The 23,218-nt window shown below is 69.2% G+C and carries 22 protein-coding genes; 5 read left to right on the forward strand and 17 right to left on the reverse strand.

What is annotated here, in order from left to right:
• Positions 1-9 precede the first annotated feature (9 nt).
• The 11 genes from nuoK to ACGFYN_RS23510 are packed head-to-tail and all read right to left on the reverse strand — an operon-like array spanning position 10 to position 10,810.
• The gene (nuoK, locus tag ACGFYN_RS23460) at positions 10-309 is read right to left on the reverse strand and encodes an NADH-quinone oxidoreductase subunit NuoK (protein ID WP_242779136.1); all 300 of its coding nucleotides are present in this window, start codon (positions 307-309) and stop codon (positions 10-12) included.
• Positions 306-1,142 carry an NADH-quinone oxidoreductase subunit J gene (locus ACGFYN_RS23465; protein ID WP_393867778.1) on the reverse strand — a complete coding sequence of 279 codons (837 nt, stop codon included), beginning with the start codon at positions 1,140-1,142 and terminating at the stop codon, positions 306-308. The genes nuoK and ACGFYN_RS23465 overlap by 4 nt, the downstream gene beginning before the upstream one ends.
• Entirely contained in the window at positions 1,139-1,750 is a 612-nt protein-coding gene (nuoI, locus tag ACGFYN_RS23470) for an NADH-quinone oxidoreductase subunit NuoI (RefSeq protein ID WP_393867779.1), read from the reverse strand. Before nuoI ends, ACGFYN_RS23465 begins: the two co-directional genes overlap by 4 nt.
• A complete protein-coding gene (gene nuoH / locus ACGFYN_RS23475) occupies positions 1,743-3,107 on the reverse strand; it encodes an NADH-quinone oxidoreductase subunit NuoH (protein ID WP_393867780.1) in 1,365 nt (454 codons plus the stop codon). Before nuoH ends, nuoI begins: the two co-directional genes overlap by 8 nt.
• The gene (locus ACGFYN_RS23480) at positions 3,104-5,608 is read right to left on the reverse strand and encodes an NADH-quinone oxidoreductase subunit G (RefSeq protein ID WP_393867781.1); all 2,505 of its coding nucleotides are present in this window, start codon (positions 5,606-5,608) and stop codon (positions 3,104-3,106) included. The genes nuoH and ACGFYN_RS23480 overlap by 4 nt, the downstream gene beginning before the upstream one ends.
• Positions 5,605-6,951: an NADH-quinone oxidoreductase subunit NuoF gene (nuoF, locus tag ACGFYN_RS23485; RefSeq protein ID WP_393867782.1), complete on the reverse strand. Its 1,347-nt coding sequence runs from the start codon at positions 6,949-6,951 to the stop codon at positions 5,605-5,607. The genes ACGFYN_RS23480 and nuoF overlap by 4 nt, the downstream gene beginning before the upstream one ends.
• Positions 6,951-7,820 (reverse strand): NADH-quinone oxidoreductase subunit NuoE, encoded by an 870-nt coding sequence (gene nuoE / locus ACGFYN_RS23490; protein ID WP_393867783.1) that lies wholly within the window; start codon positions 7,818-7,820, stop codon positions 6,951-6,953. The genes nuoF and nuoE overlap by 1 nt, the downstream gene beginning before the upstream one ends.
• Positions 7,817-9,139 carry an NADH-quinone oxidoreductase subunit D gene (locus ACGFYN_RS23495; protein ID WP_393867784.1) on the reverse strand — a complete coding sequence of 441 codons (1,323 nt, stop codon included), beginning with the start codon at positions 9,137-9,139 and terminating at the stop codon, positions 7,817-7,819. The genes nuoE and ACGFYN_RS23495 overlap by 4 nt, the downstream gene beginning before the upstream one ends.
• A complete protein-coding gene (locus ACGFYN_RS23500) occupies positions 9,136-9,885 on the reverse strand; it encodes an NADH-quinone oxidoreductase subunit C (protein WP_393867785.1) in 750 nt (249 codons plus the stop codon). Before ACGFYN_RS23500 ends, ACGFYN_RS23495 begins: the two co-directional genes overlap by 4 nt.
• Positions 9,882-10,436, reverse strand: a complete 555-nt coding sequence (locus tag ACGFYN_RS23505; RefSeq protein ID WP_007383964.1) for an NADH-quinone oxidoreductase subunit B family protein — start codon at positions 10,434-10,436, stop codon at positions 9,882-9,884. The genes ACGFYN_RS23500 and ACGFYN_RS23505 overlap by 4 nt, the downstream gene beginning before the upstream one ends.
• 14 nt (positions 10,437-10,450) lie before the next feature.
• The gene (locus ACGFYN_RS23510; protein WP_003992243.1) at positions 10,451-10,810 is read right to left on the reverse strand and encodes an NADH-quinone oxidoreductase subunit A; all 360 of its coding nucleotides are present in this window, start codon (positions 10,808-10,810) and stop codon (positions 10,451-10,453) included.
• Positions 10,811-11,575: 765 nt separating this feature from the next.
• Between ACGFYN_RS23510 and ACGFYN_RS23515 the strand changes: the two genes are divergently transcribed.
• The gene (locus ACGFYN_RS23515) at positions 11,576-12,385 is read left to right on the forward strand and encodes a C40 family peptidase (protein WP_393867786.1); all 810 of its coding nucleotides are present in this window, start codon (positions 11,576-11,578) and stop codon (positions 12,383-12,385) included.
• Positions 12,386-12,502: 117 nt separating this feature from the next.
• On the opposite strand, the gene ACGFYN_RS23520 is transcribed toward ACGFYN_RS23515, so the two are convergent.
• On the reverse strand, positions 12,503-14,317 hold the full coding sequence (locus ACGFYN_RS23520; protein WP_393867787.1) for an FAD-dependent oxidoreductase: 1,815 nt from the start codon (positions 14,315-14,317) through the stop codon (positions 12,503-12,505).
• An 88-nt stretch (positions 14,318-14,405) separates the two neighbouring features.
• Here ACGFYN_RS23520 and def point away from each other — a divergent pair, with 88 nt between their 5' ends.
• Positions 14,406-15,032: a peptide deformylase gene (gene def, locus ACGFYN_RS23525; protein ID WP_393867788.1), complete on the forward strand. Its 627-nt coding sequence runs from the start codon at positions 14,406-14,408 to the stop codon at positions 15,030-15,032.
• Position 15,033: 1 nt separating this feature from the next.
• On the opposite strand, the gene ACGFYN_RS23530 is transcribed toward def, so the two are convergent.
• Positions 15,034-16,326, reverse strand: coding sequence for a geranylgeranyl reductase family protein (locus tag ACGFYN_RS23530; RefSeq protein WP_393867789.1), 1,293 nt, complete (start codon positions 16,324-16,326; stop codon positions 15,034-15,036).
• A gap of 98 nt (positions 16,327-16,424) precedes the next feature.
• Between ACGFYN_RS23530 and ACGFYN_RS23535 the strand changes: the two genes are divergently transcribed.
• Entirely contained in the window at positions 16,425-16,949 is a 525-nt protein-coding gene (locus tag ACGFYN_RS23535) for a GNAT family N-acetyltransferase (protein ID WP_393867790.1), read from the forward strand.
• Between the two features lie 110 nt (positions 16,950-17,059).
• Positions 17,060-17,368, forward strand: coding sequence for a PASTA domain-containing protein (locus ACGFYN_RS23540; protein ID WP_115913339.1), 309 nt, complete (start codon positions 17,060-17,062; stop codon positions 17,366-17,368).
• On the opposite strand, the gene ACGFYN_RS23545 is transcribed toward ACGFYN_RS23540, so the two are convergent.
• Genes ACGFYN_RS23545 through ACGFYN_RS23560 form a run of 4 tightly spaced genes read right to left on the reverse strand, consistent with a single transcriptional unit; the run spans position 17,355 to position 21,807 of the window.
• Entirely contained in the window at positions 17,355-18,050 is a 696-nt protein-coding gene (locus ACGFYN_RS23545; RefSeq protein ID WP_393867791.1) for a demethylmenaquinone methyltransferase, read from the reverse strand. The two genes, ACGFYN_RS23540 and ACGFYN_RS23545, sit on opposite strands and share 14 nt — an antisense overlap.
• A 23-nt stretch (positions 18,051-18,073) precedes the next feature.
• Positions 18,074-19,192 carry an acyltransferase gene (locus ACGFYN_RS23550; protein WP_393867792.1) on the reverse strand — a complete coding sequence of 373 codons (1,119 nt, stop codon included), beginning with the start codon at positions 19,190-19,192 and terminating at the stop codon, positions 18,074-18,076.
• Between the two features lies 1 nt (position 19,193).
• A complete protein-coding gene (locus ACGFYN_RS23555) occupies positions 19,194-21,491 on the reverse strand; it encodes a bifunctional polysaccharide deacetylase/glycosyltransferase family 2 protein (RefSeq protein WP_393867793.1) in 2,298 nt (765 codons plus the stop codon).
• Positions 21,492-21,510: 19 nt separating this feature from the next.
• A complete protein-coding gene (locus tag ACGFYN_RS23560; protein WP_393867794.1) occupies positions 21,511-21,807 on the reverse strand; it encodes a hypothetical protein in 297 nt (98 codons plus the stop codon).
• Positions 21,808-22,195: 388 nt separating this feature from the next.
• Between ACGFYN_RS23560 and ACGFYN_RS23565 the strand changes: the two genes are divergently transcribed.
• A complete protein-coding gene (locus ACGFYN_RS23565; protein WP_393867795.1) occupies positions 22,196-23,218 on the forward strand; it encodes a chitinase in 1,023 nt (340 codons plus the stop codon).

The raw sequence follows: 23,218 nt of genomic DNA on the forward strand, positions 1-23,218 counted from the left end.
AGCGACCCCTCAGAGCTTCATCAGGCTGGCGTCGTCGACCGAGGCCGAGTGGCGGGAACGGAACAGGGACACGATGATCGCGAGCCCGACCACGACCTCCGCCGCGGCGACGACCATCGTGAAGAAGGCGATGATCTGGCCGTCGAGATTGCCGTGCATCCGGGAGAAGGTGACGAACGCGAGGTTGCAGGCGTTCAACATCAGCTCGATGCACATGAACACGACGATCGCGTTGCGCCGGATCAGCACGCCGGTGGCGCCGATCGTGAACAACAGGGCCGAGAGATACAGGTAGTTGACCGGGTTCACTGCGACGCCTCCTCCCTCTTGAAGGTGGCCGGTTCGATCTCGGTGCGCTCCAGGCGCTCCTCCGCGCGCTGCTCCAGCGCCTTGAGGTCGGCCAGTGCCTCGGCCGACACGTCCCGGACCTGACCGCGGTCGCGCAGCGTCTTGCTGACGGTGAGGTCGGACGGGGTGCCGTCGGGCAGCAGGCCCGCGATGTCCACCGCGTTGTGCCGCGCGTACACGCCCGGCGCCGGCAGCGGTGGTACGTGCTTGCCCTCGCGGACGCGCTGCTCGGACAGCTCGCGCTGCGTCTTGGCGCGCTCGGTGCGCTCACGGTGGGTGAGCACCATGGCCCCGACGGCGGCTGTGATCAGCAGGGCGCCGGTGATTTCGAAGGCGAAGACGTACTTGGTGAAGATGAGGGCGGCGAGGCCCTCCACATTGCCGTTCGCGTTCGCCCCGGCGAGGCCGTTGAAGTCCTTCAGCGACGCGTTGCCGATCCCGGCGAACAGCAGGACGCCGAAGCCGAGGCCGCAGAGAAGGGCCAGCCAGCGCTGGCCCTTGATGGTCTCCTTCAGGGAGTCCGCCGCCGTCACGCCGACAAGCATCACCACGAACAGGAACAGCATCATGATCGCGCCGGTGTAGACGACGATCTGCACGATCCCGAGGAAATAGGCGCCGTTGGCGAGGTAGAACACCGCAAGGACGATCATGGTCCCGGCGAGCGACAGGGCGCTGTGGACGGCCTTCTTCATGAAGACCGTGGACAGTGCGCCGATCACGGCGACGGTGCCGAGGACCCAGAACTGGAAGGCCTCTCCGGTGGAGGTGGAGTAGGCGGCGAGATCACTCATGCCTCGACCCCCTGCTCTTCGGGCTTCTCGCCCTCGGAGAGGGCCGCCTGGCGCTCCGTGCCGGGTGCGGCCTCGGTGACGAGTCCCCGGTAGTAGTCCTGCTCGTCCATCCCCGGGTAGATGGCGTGCGGGCTGTCGACCATGCCCTCTTCGAGGCCGGCGAGCAGCTGCTCCTTGGTGTAGATGAGGTTGGCGCGGCTCGAGTCCGCCAGCTCGAAATCGTTGGTCATCGTCAGCGCGCGCGTGGGGCACGCCTCGATGCACAGGCCGCACAGGATGCAGCGGGCGTAGTTGATCTGGTAGACGCGGCCGTACCGCTCGCCCGGCGAGTAGCGCTCCTCGTCCGTGTTGTCCGCGCCCTCCACGTAGATCGCGTCGGCGGGGCAGGCCCAGGCGCACAGCTCGCAGCCGACGCACTTCTCCAGGCCGTCCGGATGGCGGTTGAGCTGGTGCCGTCCGTGGAACCGTGGGGCGGTGGTCTTCTGCTGCTCCGGGTACTGCTCGGTCAGCCGCTTCTTGAACATCGCCTTGAAGGTCACGCCGAAGCCGGCGACGGGGTTCATGAAGCCAGGCTTCAACTGCTCGGTCTCCTTGGGCTCCTCAGCCATCGGACGCCTCCTTTCCATCCGAAGATCCGTCACTGGCAGTATCCGGCCCACCACTGACAATCAACTCCCGCTCGCGGCGCGGGCTGCGCCTCGGCACCGGCGGGAGCTCCTGTCCGGGGAGCGGGGGCACGGGGAATCCACCGGCCATGGCGTCGAAGCCGGCCGGTTCGGCGACCGGCTGCTCGGCCGTCCGGTTCTTCTCGCGGAACATGTCGGCGACGAAGGACAGGAGCAGCAGGGCGAGGACGCCGCCGCCGATGTAGAGGGCGATGTCGGCGAAGTCGTAGTTCTCGTTCCTGAGGGCCCGGACGGTCGCGACCAGCATCAGCCAGACGACGGAGACCGGGATGAGGACCTTCCAGCCGAGCTTCATCAGCTGGTCGTAGCGGACCCGCGGGAGGGTGCCGCGCAGCCAGATGAAGCCGAACAGCAGCAGCTGGACCTTGATCACGAACCAGAGCATCGGCCACCAGCCGTGGTTCGCGCCTTCCCAGAAGGTGCTGATCGGCCAGGGAGCGCGCCAGCCGCCGAGGAACAGCGTGGTCGACACGGCCGAGACCGTCACCATGTTCACGTACTCGGCGAGCATGAACAGCGCGAACTTGATCGACGAGTACTCGGTGTTGAAGCCGCCGACCAGGTCACCCTCGGACTCCGGCATGTCGAAGGGGGCGCGGTTGGTCTCGCCGACCATCGTCACGATGTAGAGGATGAAGGAGACCGGCAGCAGGACGATGTACCAGCGGTCGTGCTGCTGCTCGACGATCGTCGACGTCGACATCGATCCCGAGTAGAGGAACACGGAGGCGAAGGCGGCGCCCATGGCGATCTCGTACGAGATCATCTGCGCGCAGGAGCGCAGGCCACCGAGCAGCGGGTAGGTGGATCCAGAACTCCAGCCCGCCAGCACGATGCCGTAGATGCCGACCGAGGCGACCGCGAGGATGAACAGCATCGCGATCGGCAGGTCGGTCAGCTGCATCGTGGTGCGGGTGCCGAAGATCGAGATCTCGTTGTCGGCCGGGCCGAAGGGGATCACCGCGATCGCCATGAAGGCAGGGATGGCCGCGACGATCGGGGCGAGGACATAGACGACCTTGTCCGCGCGTTTGACGATGACGTCTTCCTTGAGCATCAGCTTCACGCCGTCGGCGAGCGACTGGAGCATGCCCCAGGGGCCGTGCCGGTTGGGGCCGATGCGCAGCTGCATCCAGGCGACGACCTTGCGCTCCCAGACGATGGAGAACAGCACGGTCACCATCAGGAAGGCGAAGCAGAAGACGGCCTTGACGACGACCAGCCACCAGGGGTCGCGGCCGAACATCGAGAGGTCTTCAGCGGCGAAGTACGGGCTCATGCCTCCACCTCCTTCGGGGCCTCGCCGACGAGCGTCGCCGGGCCGATGCGGACGAGTGCGCCGGGCAGCGCCCCGGTGTCGGAGGCGACGCCCGTGCCGACGGAGTTCAACGGGAGCCAGACCACGCGGTCGGGCATCTCCGTGATCCGCAGCGGGAGTTCGACCGCTCCGGCGGGGCCGGTCACGGCGAGGAGGTCGCCGTCCTTGACGCCCGCCTCGGCGGCGGTCGCGGCCGACACGCGCGCGTGGGCGGCGTGCCGGGTTCCGGCGAGCGCCTCGTCGCCCTCCTGGAGGGCGCCCTGGTCGAGCAGGAGACGGTGGCCCGAGAGGACGGCCTCCCCCACGGCGGGCCGGGGCAGTGCGCCCCCGCGCTCCATGGGTTCGGTGGCCCGCGGTCCGTCCCAGGGGCCGAGCCGGTCGATCTCCGCACGCACCGTGCGCAGATCGGGCAGCCCCAGGTGTACGTCCATGGCGTCGGCCAGCATCTGCAGCACGCGCGCGTCGGTGGGCGCGAGGCGGCGGGTCATCTGCTCCGGCTTGAGCGCGGCGTCGAAGAAGCGCACCCGGCCTTCCCAGTTGAGGAAGGTGCCGGCCTTCTCGGTGACCGCGGCGACCGGCAGCACCACGTCCGCCAGCTCGCTCACCTCGCTGGGCCGCAGCTCCAGCGACACCACGAAACCGGCCTCGCGAAGTGCTTCACGCGCGCGTGCCGGGTCGGGCAGATCGGCGACCTCGACGCCCGCGACGACCAGTGCCTGCAGCTCGCCGCTCACGGCGGCCTCGACGATCTGGCCGGTGTCGCGGCCGTAGCGGTGCGGGAGGTCCGCCAGGCCCCAGGCCGTGGCGACCTCCTCACGCGCGCGGGGGTCGGTCGCCGGGCGCCCGCCCGGCAGCAGCGACGGCAGTGCGCCGACCTCGAGGGCGCCGCGCTCTCCGGCCCGCCGCGGGATCCACGCCAGCTGGGCGCCGGTCGCGGAGGCGGCCCGTACGGCGGCGGTGAGCCCGCCCGCGACGGCGGCCAGCCGTTCGCCGACGACGATGACCGCGCCCTCGGCGCGCAGCGCCTCGGCGGCCTTCGAACCGTCGCCCTCCAGGCCGACCCCGCCCGCGAGCGCGTCCAGCCATTCGGTCTCGGTGCCGGGAGCGGCCGGAAGCAGCGTGCCACCGGCCTTCCCCAGGCCGCGCGTGGCGTACGTGGCGAGCGAGAAGACCTTCTGCCCGTGGTTGCGCCAGGCCTTGCGCAGCCTCAGGAAGACGCCGGGCGCCTCCTCCTCGGCCTCGAATCCGACCAGCAGGACGGCGGGTGCCTTCTCCAGGGAGGTGTACGTGGCGCCCGTACCGTCGAGGTCACGTCCGCTTCCGGCGATCCGCGCCGCCAGGAAGTCGGCCTCCTCGCTGGTGTGCACCCGCGCGCGGAAGTCGATGTCGTTCGTGTCGAGCGCCACGCGCGCGAACTTGCTGTACGCGTAAGCGTCTTCGACGGTGAGGCGGCCGCCGGTGAGGACGCCGGTCCGGCCGCGCGAGGCGAGCAGTCCCTGCGCGGCGATCTGCAGCGCCTCCGGCCAGGAGGCGGGCTCCAGTTCGCCCTCCGCGTTGCGCACCAGAGGCTGCTCCAGCCGGTCGCGCTGCTGCGCGTACCGGAAGGCGAACCGCCCCTTGTCGCAGATCCACTCCTCGTTGACCTCGGGGTCGTTGGCCGCGAGCCGCCGCATGACCTTGCCGCGCCGGTGGTCGGTGCGGGTGGCACAGCCGCCGGAGCAGTGCTCGCACACGCTCGGCGAGGACACCAGGTCGAACGGGCGTGAGCGGAATCGGTACGCCGCCGAGGTCAGCGCGCCGACCGGGCAGATCTGGATGGTGTTGCCGGAGAAGTACGACTCGAAGGGGTCGCCCTCGCCGGTGCCGACCTGCTGGAGGGCGCCCCGCTCGATCAGCTCGATCATCGGGTCGCCCGCGACCTGGTTGGAGAACCGGGTGCAGCGGGCGCACAGCACGCACCGCTCGCGGTCCAGCAGCACCTGCGTGGAGATCGCCACGGGCTTCTCGTACGTCCGCTTCTTGCCCTCGAAGCGGGACTCGGCCTGGCCGTGCGACATGGCCTGGTTCTGCAGCGGGCACTCGCCGCCCTTGTCGCAGACGGGGCAGTCCAGCGGGTGGTTGATGAGCAGCAGCTCCATCACACCGTGCTGGGCCTTCTCGGCGACCGGCGAGGTGAGGTGCGTTTTTACGACCATGCCGTCCGTGCACGTGATCGTGCAGGACGCCATCGGCTTGCGCTGGCCCTCGACCTCGACGATGCACTGGCGGCAGGCGCCGACCGGGTCGAGGAGGGGATGGTCGCAGAACCGGGGGATCTCGATGCCGAGTTGCTCGGCGGCCCGGATGACCAGGGTGCCCTTGGGCACGCTGATCTCGGCGCCGTCGATCGTCAGCGAGACGAGATCTTCCGGCGGGACCGCCGCCTCTCCCCCTCCGGAGGGAGCGCTGGTGGTCACAGTCATGCGTTCACCTCCGTGCGGTCGGCCCAGGCCGTCGATTTGGCGGGGTCGAAGGGGCAGCCGCGGCCCGTGATGTGCTGCTCGTACTCCTCGCGGAAGTACTTCAGCGAGGAAAAGATCGGCGAGGCGGCGCCGTCGCCGAGGGCGCAGAACGACTTGCCGTTGATGTTGTCGGCGATGTCGTTCAGCTTGTCGAGGTCGGACATGACGCCCTTGCCCGCCTCGATGTCGCGCAGCAACTGCACGAGCCAGTACGTCCCTTCGCGGCACGGTGTGCACTTGCCGCAGGACTCGTGGGCGTAGAACTCGGTCCAGCGGGTGACGGCGCGTACGACGCAGGTCGTCTCGTCGAAGCACTGCAGGGCCTTGGTGCCGAGCATGGAACCGGCGGCGCCGACGCCCTCGTAGTCAAGGGGTACGTCGAGGTGCTCGTCGGTGAACATCGGCGTCGAAGAGCCGCCCGGAGTCCAGAACTTGAGGCGGTGGCCCGGCCGCATGCCGCCGCTCATCTCGAGCAGCTGGCGGAGCGTGATGCCGAGCGGGGCCTCGTACTGGCCGGGACTCGCGACATGCCCGCTGAGCGAGTAGAGCGTGAAGCCCGGGGACTTCTCGCTGCCCATCGAGCGGAACCATTCTTTGCCCCGATTGAGAATTGCGGGAACCGACGCGATCGACTCGACGTTGTTCACAACAGTCGGGCACGCATAGAGGCCCGCCACGGCGGGGAAAGGGGGACGCAGCCGCGGTTGACCCCGGCGGCCTTCGAGCGAGTCGAGCAGTGCGGTCTCCTCACCGCAGATGTACGCGCCGGCGCCGGCGTGCACGGTGAGTTGCAGGTTCAGGCCGCTGCCCAGGATGTTCTCGCCGAGGTAGCCGGCCTCGTAGGCCTCGCGCACGGCCTCGTGCAACCGCCGCAGAACGGGGACGACTTCACCACGCAGATAGATGAAGGCATGCGACGACCTGATGGCATAACACGCGATGACAATGCCCTCGATGAGGCTGTGCGGGTTCGCGAAGAGGAGCGGGATGTCCTTGCACGTCCCGGGCTCCGACTCGTCGGCGTTGACAACTAGATAGTGCGGTTTTCCATCTCCCTGCGGAATGAACTGCCATTTCATTCCCGTCGGGAATCCTGCGCCGCCGCGGCCGCGCAGCCCGGAGTCCTTGACGTACGCGATGAGGTCGTCCGGCGACATCGCGAGCGCCTTGCGGAGCCCCTCGTATCCCTCGTGCCTTTTGTAGACGTCCAGCGACCAGGACTTGTCCTCGTCCCAGAAGGCCGACAGCACGGGTGCGAGCAGCTTCTCGGGGCTGGTGTCTTTGAGCTCGGGTGCCAAGGTCATCACTCCCCCTCCTCGGCGGTGGGCCCGGCCGGGTGGGCCGGGTCGGAGGCCGACGTCTCCTGCGGCGCGTCGTGTGCGCTCAGGCGCTCGGTCGGCGACGGGTCGTGCACGGCCCTGTCCTGCTCGTCGTGCGGGCCGCCATCCCGCGGATGGACCACGCGCGCGGGTGCGGCCTCTCCCTTGGCCAGGCGGAGGCCCACCAGCGACGCCGGTCCCGCACTGCCGCCCGCCTCGACGGCCCCGGGCCGCTCGTCGGGGAAGCCGGCCAGAATCCGCGCGGTCTCCTTGAAGGTGCACAGGCGCGCCCCGCGCGTGGGCTCGACGTCCCGTCCCGCGCGCAGGTCGTCGACGAGGCGCTTGGCGCTGGCCGGGGTCTGGTCGTCGAAGAACTCCCAGTTGACCATCACCACCGGCGCGAAGTCGCAGGCCGCGTTGCACTCGATGTGCTCCAGGGTGACCTTGCCGTCGCCGGTGGTCTCGCCGTTGCCGACGCCGAGGTGCTCCTGGAGCTCCTCGAAGATCGCGTCGCCGCCCATCACCGCGCACAGCGTGTTGGTGCAGACGCCCACCTGGTAGTCCCCGGACGGCTTGCGCCGGTACATGGAGTAGAAGGTGGCGACGGCGGTGACCTCGGCCGTGGTCAGGTCGAGCATGTCCGCGCAGAACTGCATCCCGGTGCGCGTGACGTGGCCCTCCTCCGACTGCACCAGGTGCAGCAGCGGAAGGAGCGCGGACCGGGAGTCGGGGTAGCGGGCGATCACCTCGCGCGCATCCGTCTCGAGCCGGGCCCGGACGTCGTCCGGGTAGGCGGGCGCGGGCACTTCGGGCATGCCCAGGCTGACGCCTCGCTCCGAAGAACTGGTGGTCACCGGTCGACGCCTCCCATCACGGGGTCGATGGACGCGACGGCGACGATGACGTCGGCGACCTGGCCGCCTTCGCACATCGCCGCCATGGCCTGCAGGTTGGTGAAGGACGGGTCGCGGAAGTGGACCCGGAAGGGGCGGGTGCCGCCGTCGGACACCGCGTGCACCCCGAGTTCGCCCTTGGGCGACTCGACGGCCGCGTACGCCTGTCCCGGCGGTACGCGGAAGCCCTCGGTGACCAGCTTGAAGTGGTGGATCAGGGCCTCCATGGAGGTGCCCATGATCTTCTTGATGTGGTCGAGGGAGTTGCCGAGCCCGTCCGGTCCCAGGGCGAGCTGGGCGGGCCAGGCGATCTTCTTGTCGGCGACCATGACCGGGCCGGGCTGGAGCCGGTCCAGGCACTGCTCGACGATCCCGAGGGACTGGCGCATCTCCTCCAGGCGGATCAGGAAGCGTCCGTAGGAGTCGCAGGTGTCGGCGGTCGGGACCTCGAAGTCGTACGTCTCGTAGTCGCAGTACGGCTGCGTCTTGCGCAGGTCGTGCGGCAGGCCGGTGGAGCGCAGGATCGGGCCGGTGGCGCCGAGGGCCATGCAGCCGGCCAGGTCGAGATAGCCGACGTCCTGCATACGGGCCTTGAAGATGGGGTTCCCGGTGGCGAGCTTGTCGTACTCCGGGAGGTTCTTCCTCATCTTCTTCACGAACTCGCGGATGTGGTCCACCGCACCGGGCGGCAGGTCCTGCGCGAGTCCGCCGGGGCGGATGTACGCGTGGTTCATCCGAAGGCCCGTGATGAGCTCGTAGATGTCGAGAATCATTTCACGATCACGGAATCCGTAGATCATGATCGTGGTGGCGCCGAGCTCCATGCCGCCGGTGGCGATGCACACCAAATGGGAGGAGAGCCGGTTCAGCTCCATCAGGAGCACCCGGATGATCTTGGCGCGCTCGGTGATCTCGTCCTCGATGCCGAGGAGCTTCTCGACGGCGAGACAGTAGGCGGTCTCGTTGAAGAAGGACGTCAGGTAGTCCATGCGCGTCACGAACGTGGTGCCCTGCGTCCACGTGCGGAACTCGAGGTTCTTCTCGATGCCCGTGTGGAGGTAGCCGATGCCGCAGCGGGCCTCGGTGACCGTCTCGCCGTCGATCTCCAGGATCAGGCGGAGCACTCCGTGGGTGGACGGGTGCTGGGGACCCATGTTGACGACGATGCGCTCGTCGTCGGCGCGCGCCGCGGACTGGACGACCTCGTCCCAGTCGCCACCGGTGACCGTATATACGGTGCCCTCGGTGGTCTCGCGGGCCGATGCTGACTGCGTGCTCACGAGTACGACCTCCGCTGGTCCGGAGCCGGGATCTGGGCGCCCTTGTACTCGACGGGGATGCCGCCGAGGGGGTAGTCCTTGCGCTGCGGGTGGCCCTGCCAGTCGTCCGGCATCATGATCCGGGTCAGGGCCGGGTGACCTTCGAAGACGATGCCGAAGAAGTCGTAGGTCTCGCGCTCGTGCCAGTCGTTGGTGGGATACACGGAGACCAGCGACGGGATCCTCGGGTCGCTGTCGGGGGCGCTGACCTCGACGCGGATCAGCCGGTTGTGGGTGATCGAGCGCAGGTGGTAGACGGCGTGCAGCTCGCGGCCCTTGTCGTGCAGGTAGTGCACGCCGCTGACGCCGGTGCACAGTTCGAAGCGCAGGGCCGGGTCGTCGCGGAGGGTCTGCGCGACGCGGAGCAGGTGCTCGCGCTCGATGTGGAAGGTGAGCTCCCCGCGGTCGACGACCGTCTTCTCGATCGCGTTGTCGGGGAGCAGCCCTTGTTCCTCCAGGGCGCCCTCGAGTTCGTCGGCGACCTCGTCGAACCAGCCGCCGTAGGGGCGCGCCGCCGGTCCCGGGAGGCGGACCGAGCGGACCAGGCCGCCGTAGCCGGAGGTGTCCCCGCCGTTCGCGGCGCCGAACATGCCGCGCTGGACGCGGATCTCCTCGCCGCCGTCGCCGCGCTGGCCGGGGAGGTTGGAGGCGCCGAGGTCCTTCTCGGGATTGACCCCGCCTGCGCCGGTGCCGTTCGCGTCGCTCACCGCAGCAGCCCCTTCATCTCGATCGTGGGCAGGGCCTTGAGCGCTGCTTCCTCCGCCTCGCGGGCCGCCTCCTCGGCGTTCACGCCGAGCTTGGAGGACTGGATCTTCTGGTGCAGCTTGAGAATGGCGTCCATCAGCATCTCGGGCCGCGGCGGGCAGCCGGGCAGATAGATGTCGACGGGGACGATGTGGTCGACGCCCTGGACGATCGCGTAGTTGTTGAACATGCCGCCCGAGGAGGCGCAGACCCCCATGGAGATCACCCACTTGGGGTTCGGCATCTGGTCATAGACCTGGCGCAGCACCGGTGCCATCTTCTGGCTCACCCGGCCGGCCACGATCATGAGGTCCGCCTGGCGGGGCGAACCTCGGAAGACCTCCATGCCGAAGCGCGCCAGGTCGTAACGCCCGGCGCCGGTGGTCATCATCTCGATGGCACAGCAGGCGAGGCCGAACGTGGCCGGGAAGACGGACGCCTTGCGCACCCAGCCCGCGGCCTGCTCGACGGTGGTCAGCAGGAATCCGCTCGGCAGTTTTTCTTCGAGTCCCATGTTCTAAAGGCCCCTCAGTCCCATTCCAGGCCGCCGCGCCGCCATACGTACGCGTACGCGACGAAGACGGTGAGCACGAAGAGCAGCATCTCCACGAGCCCGAAGATCCCCAGGGCGTCGAAGGTGACGGCCCAGGGGTAGAGGAAGACGATCTCGATGTCGAAGACGATGAAGAGCATCGCCGTCAGGTAGTACTTGATGGGGAAACGCCCGCCGCCGGCCGGCGTGGGGGTCGGCTCGATGCCGCACTCGTAGGCCTCGAGCTTGGCCCGGTTGTAACGCTTCGGACCGATCAGCGTGGCCATGACCACGGAGAAGATCGCAAAGCCTGCCCCGAGGGCTCCCAGTACGAGGATGGGCGCATACGCGTTCACCGCTCCTCGCTCCTCTCAGTCGGCACTGACTGCTGGCGATGACGTCGGGCTCACCCGCCTCATACGCCCATCTCACCCCGTCCGTCCCGGCGAAGATCGAGAACATGTGAAGCAGGTCACAAGCCCAACTGCCTCGCATCTTATGCCCGACGCTCTGTGATCTGCGACACGGGGTATTGCACAAGCTTTGTGATCTCCACCACCTGACGAAGGATCATGAAGTCGGATGAGCAGTGATCTTCGTACGTGAAGCGTCCGACTGATCACCAGAGGTGACATTTCCGCTTGTCGACGCAGTTCGGAGGGGGCGTCTCCATATCAAGAGACTTCCCTTGCATGCAAATTGGTGATGGACGGGGCGTGCTGATAGAGGACCCCGTTCACACATCAGAGGGAAGGGTGAGGTGCGGTGTGGACGCGTGCACGCGTTCACGAGCGGAGCCCGGTCGTGATCCGGGCGCAATCTCGTCGTGATCTACGCGCGGGACGCGCACACCGGCGTGACCGTTGCGTGACCTCCGCCACACTCATGAGAGGCGCATGAGAACGGGGCTTGGCCAACTGCCTCAACCGGTGGTAGGTGCGGGGCAATTCGGGCGTAACGATGAAAGACCGTGATCACGAGGGCGATGGGTCGCGCCCGCAATGTCCGTTACGGCGTCAATAAGGGTCGCTGGAACCAGGTTTCGGGGCGTCAGTTGAACAACTGTGGCGCAGCACACGTTTCTTGAAGGTATGGAGGAGCCCCTGATACCGGTTGTTCTCATGTCCCACACCGCTCACATACGCAGCCACCGGAAACCCCGCCGCACCGCGACGACCTCGCTCGCGATGCGCGTCGGTGTGACCGGTGGCGTCCTCAGCTTGGCAGCCGCGGGCGCGTCGGCCTCGGCGAGCGCCGCCGAGCCGGTGACGCAGACCCTCGAACTGCCCACCCTGACGGCCGATCTGGCCACTCAGGTCGCCCAGTCCGCGGACGCCACGCAGCAGGCGGCCGCGAACTACCAGCTGCAGGCCGAGCGTGACGCGGCCGCCGCAAAGGCCGCCAAGCAGGCCAAGACGGACCTCGCGGAGGCCAAGCACAAGGCCGCCGCCAAGAAGAAGGCGGCCGAGGAGGCCGCTCGCAAGGCCGCTGCCGAGCGCGCCTCGCGCAGCACGGAGCGGACGACCCTGGCCGCCTCCGCGAGCTCCACGACCACCACCAGCTCCTCCACGGCCACCGGTTCGGCCGCGGCGGTCATCGCCTTCGTGAAGGCTCAGGTTGGCGACGCGTACGTCTCCGGCGGCACCGGACCCAACTCGTGGGACTGCTCCGGTCTGGTGCAGGCGGCCTTCAAGCAGGTCGGCGTCGACCTGCCGCGCGTCTCGCAGGACCAGTCGACGGCCGGCACCCAGGTCTCGCTGAGCAACCTGCAGGCGGGCGACATCCTGTACTGGGGTGGCGCGGGCAGCGCGTACCACGTGGCGGTGTACGTCGGCGACGGCATGTTCGTCGGTGCGCAGAACCCGTCGACCGGCGTCGTCGAGAAGCCACTCTCCTACGACCCGCCGACCGGCGCGGTACGGGTGCTCTGACACAGGGCGCAGCACGCGACGCAACAGACGCGCGGAAGGACCGCAGCCGCTCGGGGGCAGTGGTCCTTCCGTCCGTTTCGCCGGACTTGACCCGCAATCAGGCCGGTTCGGCCGGGCTCAGCCCAGGTCGAAGGTGTTGGGCAGGCCAAGCTTGTAGCGGACCTCGTCGACCCGCTTGAGGGGCTCCATCTCCGGCGGGCGGTACAGCTCCCGGATCTCGCACGGCTCGGCGTCCGAATTGTCCGCACTCAGCAGGGCGTTGACGGCCTGCCGCGCGGACTCGTTGGCCCCCTCCATCGTCGCCAGGTCGACGTCGGTGCGGACGTAGTCGCCGGCGAGGAAGAAGTTCGGGATCCTCGTGCGGGCCGAAGGGCGGTTGTAGAGCGTGCCCGTGGGGTGGATGAGGAGCTGTTCGCGGTTCTGCGGGTCCGGGCCGCCGAGTCCCGTCACCGCCGGGTCCATGAACCAGCCGAGGCGGTCCCCGTCGGTCAGGGTCGTCTTGCCGGAGTCGTTCAGGGCGTCCTTCAGCTGTGCCCAGAGCTCGGCGACGATTTCGTCCTTGGTGCACTCCTTGGCCGTTTTGCCGTACAGGATGCCGGGCTTGTCCCACTCCGAGATGATCGTGGAGAGGCAGTCATGGGCCTGTCCGTCGCCGTAGTCGCGCGAGAAGTCCCGTACGTCCCAGAACTGCGCCTGCCCGATGCCCGTCACCGACCAGGGCGAGTCGAGGCAGTTGATGTGGCCGTGCACGACGGGTGTGGGCGTGCGCAGGTAGAACATCACGCCGGTCATCCAGTCCGTCCGCAGCGCGTCGCACTTCGCGAGCTGCGGGTCGGCCGCCCGCAGCGCCGCGCCCCACGTCGCACGCGCGTGCTCGACGGGCAGCGCGGAGACGTAGTGGTCGGCGGTGATCGTGCGCTCCTGGCCGCCGTCGCGGGCGCGGACGCGTACGCCCGTGACCCGGCCGCCGGCGTAGGAGACCTCGCGGACCTGGGTGCCGAGGACGAACTCGACGCCGAGGGAGCGGAGGTGGGCCTCCCAGGGGTCGATCCACGCCTCGCTCGTGGGGGCGTTGAGGACGCGGTCGACGTCGGCGTCGCCGTCCATGCCCCGGCCGAGCAGTCCCCACAGGATCAGGGCCTCGATGATGACGCGGCCGACGGTGCGCGTGGACGCCACCTCCGCGCGCGTGGCGACGAGGTTGCGGGTCTGGCCGATGCCGAGGAGGGTCCGGTACTCCTCGCTCATCTCCTCGGCGCGGATGAAGTCCCACCACGCGACCTTCTCCCACTGGCCCTCGCGGCGGGCGTCGCAGCTCGTGAGGTGGACGAGGAGACGGTCGGCGAAGTAGGCGGCCTCGTGGGCGGGCAGGCGGGTGCCGAGGTCCAGGACGGAGAGGATCTGGTCGCGGAGCCAGGACGGGGTGATGTCGCCGGGGGCGGGCGGCGTGGTGACGCGGCGCAGGGGGAAGTGCAGGTCGGGCCGGCCGGCGCTGCGGGCGAACAGTTCCTCGGTGGCGCCCCGGAGGTTGCCGTGGACGCCGTTGGCGCTGCCGGGGAAGGGGATGCGGCGCATCGTGTCCGGCAGGTTCCGGTAGAAGCCGGGGAAGAAGCGGAAGCCGTGCTCGCCCGGGAGGGGCCGCCGGCCGCCGCCCGCGGTGCCGGGCACGTCCATCGAGCGGGCCTTGCCGCCGAGGATGTCGTAGTACTCGTAGACGGTGACGGCGTAGCCGCGTTCGGCGAGTTCCTGGGCCGCGCTGAGGCCGGAGACCCCACCGCCGAGGACGGCGACGCGCTTGCCGTCGGGTGCCGCGCTCACGCGCCCGGCCGGCCATAAGGCGAGGGCGCCGGCCGCTCCCCCGGCTCCGGCCAGAAAGCGTCTGCGGGTGTGGCCGGAGGTCTCCTGCGCCTGCTCTGTGGGTTCTGTTGTCATGAGTACCGGAGGTTAGGGAGGGGCTCCGCAGGCCGGAACCCGCTTTCCCCGCCACCCACAGCATCCTCACAACCACAGGGAGACACACATGCCCAGCGTGTTCGTGCAAGGCAGGCCCGTCGAGTCGTACCCGCCGCTGGCGCCAGAGGCCCGGCGCGGCTCGGTGCGGCGCGTCATCGAGGTCGGCGAGGAGGTGCTGCACAAGCCGTGCCGGGACGTCACCGAGTTCGGGCCCGATCTCGCCGCGCTCATCGACGACATGTTCCTGACGATGTACGTCGCCGAGGGCGCCGGGCTCGCGGCGAACCAAGTCGGCGTCGGCCTCCGGCTGTTCGTCTACGACTGCCCGGACGACGACGGGGCCCGGCATGTCGGGCACGTGGTGAACCCGGTCCTCGACGCCCTCGCTCCCGCCGGGCGCCGGCTGCTCGACGAGGGCGAGGGGTGCCTGTCGGTGCCGGGTGCCGTGATGGACGTGCCGCGTCCGGACCGGGCCGTGGTGCGCGGCCTCGACAAGAACGGCGAGCCGGTCACCGTCGAGGGCACCGGCTACTTCGCCCGCTGCCTGGAGCACGAGACCGACCACTGCAACGGCCGGGTCTACCTGGACCGGCTCTCCGGGCGTGCGCGCAAGGACGCGCTGCGGCAGGTGGCGGAGCGGCGCGACGAGGTGTTCGCCCGCCGGGCCGCCAACGTCGAGGCGCTAAGCCGCTGACTCACGCCTTCGGCGCCACCTTGCTCAGGCCGTTGATGATGCGGTCCATCGCGTCGCCGCCGGTCGGGTCGGTCAGGTTCGCCAGCATTTTCAGGGTGAACTTCATCAGCATCGGGTGCGTCAGGCCGCGCTGGGTCGCGATCTTCATGACCTTCGGGTTGCCGATGAGCTTCACGAAGGCGCGGCCCAGCGTGTAGTAGCCGCCGTAGGTGTCCTTCAGGACGCGCGGGTAGCGCTGCAGGGCCAGTTCGCGGCTCGCGGGCGTCGGGCGGGCGTGGGCCTGGACGATGACGTCGGCGGCGATCTGTCCGGACTCCATGGCGTAGGCGATGCCCTCGCCGTTGAAGGGGTTCACCAGGCCGCCGGCGTCGCCGACCAGGAGCAGGCCCTTGGTGTAGTGGGGCTGGCGGTTGAAGGCCATCGGCAGGGCGGCGCCGCGGATCGGGCCGGTCATGTTCTCCGGGGTGTAGCCCCAGTCCTCGGGCATGGAGGCGCACCAGGCCTTCAGGACCTCGCGCCAGTCCAGATCCTTGAAGGACGCCGAGGTGTTGAGCACGCCGAGGCCGACGTTCGACGTGCCGTCGCCCATGCCGAAGATCCAGCCGTAGCCGGGCAGCAGCCGGTCCTGCGCGCCGCGGCGGTCCCACAGCTCCAGCCAGGACTCCAGGTAGTCGTCGTCGTGGCGGGGCGAGGTGAAGTACGTCCGCACAGCCACGCCCATCGGGCGGTCCTCGCGGCGGTGCAGGCCCATCGCCAGCGACAGGCGCGTGGAGTTGCCGTCGGCGGCGACGACCAGCGGAGCGTGGAAGGTGACCTCGCGCTTCTCGTCGCCGAGCCTGGCGTGCACGCCGGTGATGCGGCCGGTGCGGTCGTCGACGATCGGGGCGCCGACGTTGCAGCGCTCGTAGAGCCGCGCGCCCGCCTTCTGGGCCTGGTGGGCGAGCTGCTCGTCGAAGTCGTCGCGCTTGCGGACGAGGCCGTAGTCGGGGAAGGAGGCGAGATCCGGCCAGTCGAGCTGGAGGCGGCTGCCGCCGCCGATGATGCGCAGGCCCTTGTTTCGCAGCCAGCCGGCCTCCTCGGAGATGTCGATGCCCATCGCCACGAGCTGTTTGACCGCGCGCGGGGTGAGGCCGTCGCCGCAGACCTTCTCGCGCGGGAACTCGGTCTTCTCCAGCAGCAGGACGTCCAGGCCCGACTTGGCGAGGTGGTAGGCGGTGGTGGAGCCGGCCGGCCCCGCGCCCACGACGATCACATCGGCGGTGTTCCCGGAGAGCGGCTCGGTCGCGACGGTCACGGCGGGATCTCCCCAAGTTCGAAATCTCGGTGCCGAACGGCACTGGACAGGGGCAGTCTATTCAGCAGCATTGATCACCCGGCTGAAGGGCTGCCCTCGTGAACCGAGCTCTCCCCGTCATACGGCTGCGCGTCCCCACCGACGAGGACGCCGTCGCCTGGCACCGGATCTTCGACGACCCGGACGTCATGGAGTTCCACGGCGGCACGTCCGCGGAGCTGTCCGTCTACGAGGAGCTCACCGCCCGCCAGCGCCGGCACGACGCCGAGCGGGGCTTCTGCCTGTGGACCATGGTCGACGAGTCCGGCCGGGTCGCCGGCTTCACCGGCGCGCAGCCGTGGCCGCGGGACTGGGGGCCGACGGGCGAGATAGAGATCGGGTGGCGGCTCGGGCGGGAGTTCTGGGGCAAGGGGTACGCCACCGCGGCCGCGCAGATGACGCTGGAGCGGCTGAGGGCGGCCGAGGTCGCGGACGTCGTGGCGATGGTCAGACCCGGAAACGAACGGTCCATCGCGGTCACGAAGCGTCTCGGCATGGAGCTGAGGGAGACATACCAGCACCCGCGGTTCCAGGAGGAGGCACTCTGCTTCGGACTCGACCTCCAGGCCGGTCACACAGGGTAACCGACTGCTACAGAAAGACACTTGGCGCTTCCGGACGGCACCCCCTTGCGGTTACTCTGCCAGTACCGCTGGGGGTGACATCTGTGCGCATAACGCCCAAAACGCCCGAAGTGCGCGTACCACGGCTTGTCGGACTCATGGCCATGGACGCGCGCAGGACGGCAGAGGCCACGGGCCTCTTCCTCAACGCACCGGATCGGCCCGACTTCCACCAGACCGTCGTCGAGTACGTCGTACGGCAGTACCCGCAGCCCAATGCCGAGGTGCCCCGGGACTCCGTGATCTACGTATGGTTCGACTTCGGCGAGGGAGAGGGCGGCGGCGGTGTGCGCGAGCCGCGCATCCCCAGGCCGCCGACCGGCGGGCTCCAGCGCGAACTCGACGAGCCGGGCGACCCCTACGTCGTCAGCTCTGCTTGAACCCGCGGTGCAGGGCCACCACCCCGCCCGTGAGGTTGCGCCACGCCACCTTCGACCAGCCGGCCTTCTGCAGCCGCTCGGCCAGCGCGGGCTGGTCGGGCCAGGCGCGGATGGATTCGGCGAGGTAGACATAGGCGTCGGGGTTGGAGGAGACCGTGCGGGCGACCGGCGGGAGGGCGCGCATCAGGTACTCGGTGTAGACCGTGCGGAAGGGCGCCCAGGTCGGGTGCGAGAACTCGCAGATCACCACCCGGCCACCGGGCTTGGTCACCCGGTACATCTCACGCAGCGCGCCGTCGAAGTCCTGCACGTTGCGCAGCCCGAAGGAGATCGTGACGGCGTCGAAGACGTCGTCGCGGAACGGCAGCCTGGTCGCGTCGCCCGCGGTCAGCGGCAGCCACGGGTGCTTCTGCTTGCCGACCTGGAGCATGCCGAGCGAGAAGTCGCAGGGGACGACGTACGCGCCGGTGCGCGCGAACGGCAGCGAGGACGTCGCCGTGCCGGCCGCGAGGTCCAGGACCTTCTGCGCGGGCCGCGCGTCGACCGCCTTCGCCACCTCCTTGCGCCACACCCGGTCCTGGCCGAGCGACAGCACGTCGTTGGTCAGGTCGTACCGTTCCGCCACGTCGTCGAACATCGAGGCGACTTCGTGCGGCTGCTTGTTCAGGGAGGCGCGGGTCACCTCGCCATTGTTGCAGCCCGCCCTCACGGAACGAGTCTCGGCTTCTTCTTCGCGGCCACGTCCTCCACCCAGCCGCACAGCAGGACGAACACCGCGATCAGCAGCCAGCCGATGCCGAACATGAACCACTGGCTGTCGAGCGGAAGGTACTTCTCGAACGCGGGCACGTTCCAGAACTGGTCGATCAGCGGGACCGCCAGGATCAGCGCGATCTCGTGCCACAGGTAGATCGTCACGGCACGCGCGTTGAAGATCGTGACCGTCCGGTCCAGCCGCCGGAAGCCGGTGAGCCGGGCGAAGTCGATCCCGAGGTACGCCTTCGCCCACATCAGCAGCAGCACGAAGCCGGCCGACCAGAAGGCCTGGGCGAGCGGGTTCTCGTCGAGGTCGTACGTCCCGAAGTCGGCCTGGTGGGCGAAGGCGTACCAGCCGCCGTAGGCCATCACGGCGAGCGCGAGCACGACGACGAGGACCGGCTTCATCCGCTGGAGGACGCCGTCGCGGTGGGCGAAGCCGAGGATCCAGCAGAAGAGGTACGTCGCCAGGTCCCACAGGGCGCTGCCGAAGCGGTTGTCCGGGCCGGACCAGACGAAGTTCAGGACCAGGACCGGGGCCAGGGACAGCAGCAGGACGGGGACCGGGGCGAGCCGGAAGATCCGCAGGAGCAGCGGGGACAGCAGGACGAACCAGAGGTACGTCCGCAGGTACCAGAGGATCTCCCACGCCTGCTCGCCCCACGCGTTGCCCGGGGGGTCGCCGAGCGGCACGATCCAGTAGACGATCTGCCACCCCGGCAGCCAGCCGTGGATCAGCATCGCGAGCACCACGAAGACGCCCCAGAACCAGAACGGGGGGAGCAGGCGTCTGAGGCGGCTCTTCAGCACCTTCCGCGCGGGGCGTTCCAGGGACTTCGCCATCAGGGTGCCGGCCAGGCCGAACATGACGCCCATGGAGGGGAAGACCAGGCCCGCCCAGGCCCAGCCGAAGGTGTGGTACGTGACGACCCTGATCAGGGCGAGGGCCCTGAGGGTGTCGAAGTAGCGGTCCCGTGCGGGAGGTCGAGGAAGCGGGGCGGTGCTCTCGACGTCGGTCTCGGCCGTGCCCGGCGCGGCGACAGCGGCGCCCCTTCTGTGCGAGCCCATCTCAGCTCACCCCCGCCGGTGTTCCGACCTCGCCGGTCCGCTTCAGCTTCTGCCAGCGCAGGCGGCCGCCGGTGAGGGCGGTGATGCAGGAGTGGATGAGAACGAGGTACATCATCTGGCGGTAGGCCAGTTGCTGCAGCGGCATCATCAGCAGATACCGGTACTTCTCCCGGTCGAGGCGGAACGCGTAGGCCGCGCAGACGAGTTGGACCGCGAGCACCGCGAGCCAGGCGAGCAGCGCCGCCGTGAAGTCGACGAAGATCATCGAGTAGGCGGTGAACACGTCGATCAGCGGGGCGCAGACGGGCGTGACGATCTGGAAGATCACCACCAGCGGCATGCCGACCCGGCCGAAGCGGCCCGAAGGCCCCTTGTCCGTAAGGGACTTGCGGTGCTTCCACAGCGCCTGCATGGTGCCGTAGGACCAGCGGTAGCGCTGCGACCACAGCTGCCCCAGCGAAGCCGGCGCCTCCGTCCAGGCCTTGGCGTGCTCCTGGTAGACGACCCGCCAGCCCGCGCGGTGCATGGCGATGGTGATGTCGGTGTCCTCGGCGAGGGTGTCCTCGCTCATGCCGCCGACCTGGAGCACCGCCTCACGGCGGAACGCGCCGATCGCGCCCGGGATGGTGGGCATGCAGCGCAGCAGGTCGTACATGCGGCGGTCGAGGTTGAAGCCCATCACGTACTCGATGTGCTGCCAGGCGCCGATGACCGTGTCGCGGTTGCCGACCTTGGCGTTGCCCGCGACCGCGCCGACCTCGGGGTCGGCGAAGGGCTGCACGAGCCGGCGTACGGTCTCCGGCTCGAAGACGGTGTCACCGTCCATCATCACGACGATGTCGCAACTGGCGCTGCGCACACCGTTGTTGAGGGCGGCGGGTTTGCCCGCGTTCTCCTGGCGGATCACCCGGACGTTGGTCATGCCGAGCGCGTACGCCGCCTCGCGGGCGATCGCGGATGTGCCGTCCGTGGAGCCGTCGTCGACGACGATGACCTCGATCGGATGGGTGCTCCTCGACAGCGACTCGAGGGTGTTGGCGATGCACTCCTTCTCGTTGTACGCCGGGACGATCACGCTGACCGGCCGGGTGACCGGCGGCCCCCAGCTGAACCGGCGTCTGTTGCGCAGTCTGTAGTGGCGCCGGGCGAGGATCACCATCATCCCGAAGCGGCCCATGACGGCCACGCCCACGACGATCAGCCCGACGGAGAGCACCGGCAGCGCGTACTCGGCCACGGCGACGGCCACGATGAGGGCCTTGCCCTCGTAGAGGGTCGCGCCGGTGGCCTTGCGGTGCGCGGCCTGGAGCCGTTCGGTGACCGGACCTCCCTCTGCCGCCCGCCCGTCGAGACCACGGCCCGTCCGGGCACCCGCGGCGGCGGCACCCGTGGGAGCGCCGGTCCGCCGGCTGCCCGCGTTCTGCTTCTCGATGACGCCGCTGACGGTGGTGAAGGTGTAGCCCTTCGCCTTCATCTTCTTGATGTACGTGGGCAGCGCCTTGATCGTCTGCTCACGGTCGCCGCCCGCGTCGTGCATGAGGACCGCGGCGCCCGAAGTCCCCTTGGGCGTGGCCCAGTCGACGATCTTCGAGACGCCCGGCTTCTTCCAGTCGTCGCTGTCTGTGTCGACGAAGACGCTGGTGTACCCCTCCTGGCCGAGCCTCTTGTAGACGGGCCAGCTGTAGTTGTCGATGGCGTCCGTCTCCGAGGAGTACGGCGCCCGGAACAACGTGGTCGTGATGCCGGCCGCGCCCGCGAGCGCGAGCTGGGTCTGCTCCATCTCCCGGTCGACGCGGGAGTCGCTCTGGTACGAGAGGTCGACGTGGGTGAAGGTGTGGATGCCCACCTCACTGCCCTGCTGGACCATGTCCCGCACGATCCCGGGGTAGCGCGAGACCATCGAGCCGACCAGGAAGAACGTGGCCGGGACGTCGTTCTCCTTCAGGATCTTCAGCACCTGGGGCGTGTACGTGGGGTTCGGGCCGTCGTCGAAGGTGAGGGCGATGGTCTTCTTCGGCACCGAGACCGTCGCGGCCCGCCCGCCCCCGAAGGTGAGGATCGGCCCCCCGTCGATGATCCTGTCGGGGACCTTGCTGGAACTGGCCCCGGTGCGCACGCGTTCGTCGCCGCCGACCTCGGCACGCAGATAGCCGTCGAGCAGCATGACGCTGGTCAGGCCGAGCAGGAGCAGCAGCGCGAGGATGACACGCGGCTTCTGCAGGGCGGCGGCCCTGCCCGCGGCCCGCTGCATACGGCCCGGGGCCCTGCGACGGCCGCGAGGGGTGGATGTCGTCGTCATGAGTGTGGCCGCGTCCCGGTCATCCGGCCGTGATGGCGGAGGCGGACGCGGACGGGGCGGAGCTCGGCGGCCCGCCGCGGGCGGTGCCCGCGGGCGGCGTACCGCTGGGCCTCGCGCGCGGGGTGCCGATGCCGCCCCGCGGCTCGGCGCCGCCGGGGCCGCCGCCCGCGAAGGGCAGCAGCGAGGACGGGGTCCCGGTGCCGATCCCCATGAAGGCCAGGCCCAGCACCACGGCGTACCCGAGGCAGAGGACACCGGCGAGGAGGCCGATCCGGCGCAGCAGCTTGGAACGGCGCCCGGAGTTGTCAACGAACACAGGCCCCTCGGCGGGCCCGTTACCGCGTTTGCGGCGGCGACCATGCCCGGTCGCATGGTTTTCGATGGCAGGCTCGGAATGCATTCCCCAGACGTTAGGGAGTCTTTATGTGACCGGGTCGCGCCTTCTTGTGAGGCAGATATGAGAAACGCCTCAGACTGTCTCCCGCCTGTGGAATATCGTGAATGCCTGCGCAACTCCACACGAGGGGGAAGGAGTTGAATGTCCGGTTCCGCCTGCCTGAATCACCCCATCCACCCCCTTCCTCCCTTGTGCTTCCTGTGCATGAGCCGGTTTCATGAACACCGGCTCGGTGTGAGACGTTTCCCTTTTGAATGAGCCCTTGTTTCGGGCTTGAGACAGAAATCACGAGAGCGGGTGCATACGAATGCCGAGTTTCCGGAAGCCGGTGGCCGGGCTCACTTGTCTGTTCGCCCTGGCCACGGCGGGCTGTTCCGCGGGCTCGGGCGGGAGCACCGACGCGGCACCGAAACCGGGGAAGTCCGCCGCCGCGTCGGCTCCCGGTTCGTCCGGCACGTCGTACGCCCCCTACGTGAGCGCCACGGACGCCGCCGACACCGACTCCAGCGGCTCCCCGTCGACGTACAACCTCGCCTTCGTGATCTCCGACGGCAGCGGCTGCACACCGACGTGGGACGGCAGGAGCACCCTGACCGACTCGGCGGTGAAGTCCCGGATGGCGAAGCTGAAGCAGGACGGCGGCTCGGTCCGCGTCTCCTTCGGCGGCGCCTCGGGCAAGGAGCTGGCATCGACCTGCGACAGCGCGTCGGCGCTCGCGGCGGCGTACGGCAAGGCGCTGGACACGGCCGGCGCCACCCGCGCCGACTTCGACATCGAGGGCGACGAGCTGACCGACTCCGCCTCGGTCGCCCGGCGCTCCGAGGCGATCGCCCTGCTCCAGAAGGAGCGCGGCGACCTGGAGGTCTCCTTCACGCTGCCGGTCATGCCGTCCGGGCTGGACGCCGGCAGCCTGGCGCTGCTGGAGTCCGCGAACAAGTACGACGTCCAGGTCGCCACGGTCGACCTCATGACCATGAACTACGGGGAGTCGTACACCGGCGACATGGGTGACTACGCCCTCACCTCGGCGAAGGTGGCCCACGCACAGCTGAAGAAGGTGTTCGGCCTGTCCGACGCCGGTGCCTGGCAGGGGATGGCGCTCACCTCGATGATCGGCGTGAACGACATCGCCGGGGAGACGTTCACGCTCTCCGACGCGGCGCAGGTACGGACGTTCGCGGAGCAGAAGGGCATCGCGTGGGTGTCGATGTGGGCGACGTTCCGGGATCAGCAGTGTGCGAGCGGCGACTCCTCGTCCGACGACGCGGCGACCAACTGCAGTGGGGTGAAGCAGAGTTCGGGGGCGTTCGGGAAGGCGCTCGCGGGCTGA

The organism is Streptomyces sp. NPDC048419 (assembly GCF_043200415.1).
GTDB lineage: Bacteria > Actinomycetota > Actinomycetes > Streptomycetales > Streptomycetaceae > Streptomyces.

Excerpts from the sequence above, each read along its gene's own strand:
- ACGFYN_RS23480 (WP_393867781.1), bottom strand. The coding sequence starts at position 5,608 with ATGACTGTGACCACCAGCGCTCCCTCCGGAGGGGGAGAGGCGGCGGTC.
- def (WP_393867788.1), top strand. The coding sequence starts at position 14,406 with ATGCCCAGCGTGTTCGTGCAAGGCAGGCCCGTCGAGTCGTACCCGCCG.
- nuoF (WP_393867782.1), bottom strand. The coding sequence starts at position 6,951 with ATGACCTTGGCACCCGAGCTCAAAGACACCAGCCCCGAGAAGCTGCTC.
- ACGFYN_RS23505 (WP_007383964.1), bottom strand. The coding sequence starts at position 10,436 with ATGGGACTCGAAGAAAAACTGCCGAGCGGATTCCTGCTGACCACCGTC.
- nuoH (WP_393867780.1), bottom strand. The coding sequence starts at position 3,107 with ATGAGCCCGTACTTCGCCGCTGAAGACCTCTCGATGTTCGGCCGCGAC.
- ACGFYN_RS23565 (WP_393867795.1), top strand. The coding sequence starts at position 22,196 with ATGCCGAGTTTCCGGAAGCCGGTGGCCGGGCTCACTTGTCTGTTCGCC.
- ACGFYN_RS23520 (WP_393867787.1), bottom strand. The coding sequence starts at position 14,317 with ATGACAACAGAACCCACAGAGCAGGCGCAGGAGACCTCCGGCCACACC.
- ACGFYN_RS23465 (WP_393867778.1), bottom strand. The coding sequence starts at position 1,142 with ATGAGTGATCTCGCCGCCTACTCCACCTCCACCGGAGAGGCCTTCCAG.
- ACGFYN_RS23555 (WP_393867793.1), bottom strand. The coding sequence starts at position 21,491 with ATGACGACGACATCCACCCCTCGCGGCCGTCGCAGGGCCCCGGGCCGT.
- nuoI (WP_393867779.1), bottom strand. The coding sequence starts at position 1,750 with ATGGCTGAGGAGCCCAAGGAGACCGAGCAGTTGAAGCCTGGCTTCATG.
- ACGFYN_RS23550 (WP_393867792.1), bottom strand. The coding sequence starts at position 19,192 with ATGGGCTCGCACAGAAGGGGCGCCGCTGTCGCCGCGCCGGGCACGGCC.
- ACGFYN_RS23515 (WP_393867786.1), top strand. The coding sequence starts at position 11,576 with ATGTCCCACACCGCTCACATACGCAGCCACCGGAAACCCCGCCGCACC.